Source organism: Coprococcus sp. ART55/1, assembly GCF_000210595.1.
In the GTDB taxonomy this organism is placed as follows: domain Bacteria; phylum Bacillota; class Clostridia; order Lachnospirales; family Lachnospiraceae; genus Coprococcus; species Coprococcus aceti.
This window is the reverse complement of record NC_021018.1, coordinates 1,570,854-1,573,441: the sequence shown is the minus strand read 5'-3', so window position 1 is coordinate 1,573,441 and position 2,588 is coordinate 1,570,854. Positions and strand designations below refer to the sequence as shown.

Below are 2,588 nucleotides of genomic sequence, written 5' to 3'. Positions count from 1 at the left end.
GAGCCGATTGAACTCGGCCGTATAGCCGCCGACAGTGGCCTCACGGGGGGATGCGTCCATGTATTTTTGACCAATATAGGCGCCTACAAACAACGTTGCGGCCATGAAGGGATTATATCTACCATTGAGTTAACAAGGAAACAGATGGAGATATGGGTTAGTAAGAAGAGGATAGATGATGGATTTACGCTGGGGGCGTTGGAGCTGGAGAGGTGTTGGCGCTTGAAGCGGAGAAGAGCCAGGGTGGAATTGTAATGTGTTATATGTAGTATGGGAGAATGGTTACAAATATGATAAGATTTGCAATATAATATAAATTGAAAAAGACGGAGAGATGTAAGTCTCTCTGTTTTTTAAGTTTTTCTATATTGTATAGACTTTGATATAGCTATATATTATAATATACATATTATTGCAACTTAAGATTTAGAATAATAATATGTTATAACTCACATATAAATACGTTGGGAGGATAATACATTTTCAGATAATAGAATTATATGCGGAGAAGGTAGCAAAGAATGTCAAGAATTAGATGGATTCATTTTTCAGATTTACATCTTAATTTAACTGGAACAGAAATCAAAAGATTACGCAAAAATCTTTTGTGGTATTTGGACACTGTAGTTGGAAAAATTGATTATGCTTTTTTTACGGGGGACATTCGACATGCGCCAAGTGGAGATTTCCCTTCAAATGCTGGAAAAGAAATAGAAAATATATGTAATGCGATTGGCTTGCCAGAGAAACGTTTATTTATAGTGCCAGGAAATCATGATGTAGATAGAAATTGTCCTGAAAAAAATAAAGTTATTAATTTTGTAAAAAAAGAGGGAGCAATAAGGTTTAATATATGTAGAAAAGGTGAATAAAATAGGCAAAAATTGGGGCATATTATCTATAGCATATTCAAAATTAGATAAATATGCAATGTTTATAGATGGAATTGATTGCAAGAACAGTTAATAACTGTAGTTGGGAAGAGTGATAGATTCTCAGTTCCCATATTAAATCAAGAACTATTATCAGAATATTTATGGTTGTTAAAGCAGGAAAGTCGGGATTGGTATGTGAAAGAGAACACTTAATAGCAGACATTTCCCATTAAAATTCCAATCATCATTTAATGTTTTCGAGTTGATGAAAAGTAGAGCGAGGTAATGCACATACTTGAAAAAACGTTGTTTTTTTATGAAAATCGCATATACTAATATCAACAGAACCCAACACGCCTCTCAACGATGCGGACCACGTTGGGTCTTTTAATTTTAAGGAGAAAATATATGGGGGAACTGAAACGGCATCAACCATCACTGTCGATTGATGAACAGGTGGAGAATTTAAAGACACTGGGATTAGTTATCAGCGATGAAGATTATGCAAGGCACATATTGAATGATATATCATACTTCAGGCTGATTAAGGCATATAGTTTGGGTTTTAAAGCAAAAAATGGGGACTATGATGAAGGAGTAACGTTTGAGCAGATTGTAGAGTTATACCTGTTTAATGCTAATTTCAGACAGATAACATTTGCTGAGATAGAGAAGATAGAAGTAATGTTAGATGTAGAATTGCCAATTACTTTGCGGAAACATATGGAGTCCTTGGTTATATGAATTCTGAAAATTTTGTTGATGAAGAATATCACAGATCTTTTTTAGAGGATATAAAAGAGGAAGTTGGCCGTAATTCTAAAGCCCCTTTTGTGAAAAACTTCAGAACTAATTACGAGGGTGGAGATTTACCGATATACGCTCTGGTAGAGGTATTCAGTTTTGGGACTCTTTCAAAATTTTATAAAAATATGAAAAATACAGATAAAAAAGCGGTAGCTAAAAGCTTTGGAATTGGATATACATATTTAGAGAGCTGGCTGGAGAGTATTTCTTATGTACGTAATATCTGTGCACATTATGGGCGGTTGTATAATGCAAAACTATCAAAGACACCTATCTTGTATAAGGAATATTCCCAACAGGGAATAGGAAATAATAGAATGTTTGGTGTATTATTATGTATGAGACACATTCTGTTGCATGATAAACACTGGAATTTATATGTAGACCAAATAGAAGCATTAATAGAGAAGTATGAAAAAGTAGATGTAAGGACAATGGGATTTACTGATAATTGGAAGGAATTATTGGAGATAGGTTAAGTTGGAATTTGCAGAGACAGATAAATAATATTGAGGAGCATAAAAATGGCTGTGAAAAAACTCGATTGAGGTTTTTCACAGTCCATTTTTGTGTTAGAAGAAAGAAATTGAAAGAAAGTTACTTGATAAGTAAGCACAACTTGGAAATACAGGGGAATAGAGAGAATGAGAAAGTAAAAATAGCATTGGCACATATAGATTTTACAATAGCTCTGATTTATGCCAAAATTAACAATATCATGGAGTATAAGGACTTTGATAGATTTAAGGAAGGAATTAGGTATATTTCTGAAGGAATAAAAAATAAAACGAATGAAGATTATTTTTACGGGCTGTTAAAAAGAAATAATAAAAAAGTTAATGATGTTATAGAATTCTATAAGTATGTTGTAACTAATAATTTAGATATTTACAATTTGACATCAAT

The 2,588-nt window shown here is 33.0% G+C and carries 2 protein-coding genes and 2 pseudogenes; all 4 read left to right on the top strand.

Annotated features, from left to right (window positions below; all coding sequences use genetic code 11):
* Window positions 1-255: pseudogene (locus CCU_RS07220) on the top strand (hypothetical protein); the annotation flags it as partial.
* Between the two features lie 266 nt (window positions 256-521).
* The gene (locus CCU_RS07215) at window positions 522-872 is read left to right on the top strand and encodes a metallophosphoesterase (protein WP_015534121.1); all 351 of its coding nucleotides are present in this window, start codon (window positions 522-524) and stop codon (window positions 870-872) included.
* Window positions 873-1,241: 369 nt separating this feature from the next.
* Window positions 1,242-2,161 (top strand): annotated as a pseudogene (locus tag CCU_RS14945) (Abi family protein).
* The coding region (locus CCU_RS07205) for a hypothetical protein (RefSeq protein WP_208896077.1) at window positions 2,134-2,588 on the top strand (455 nt) is incomplete at its 3' end. The pseudogene CCU_RS14945 and the gene CCU_RS07205, both read left to right, overlap by 28 nt.

Bases quoted from the DNA above. Each gene is read 5' to 3' on its own strand.
- CCU_RS07215 (WP_015534121.1), top strand. From the start codon at position 522: ATGTCAAGAATTAGATGGATTCATTTTTCAGATTTACATCTTAATTTA.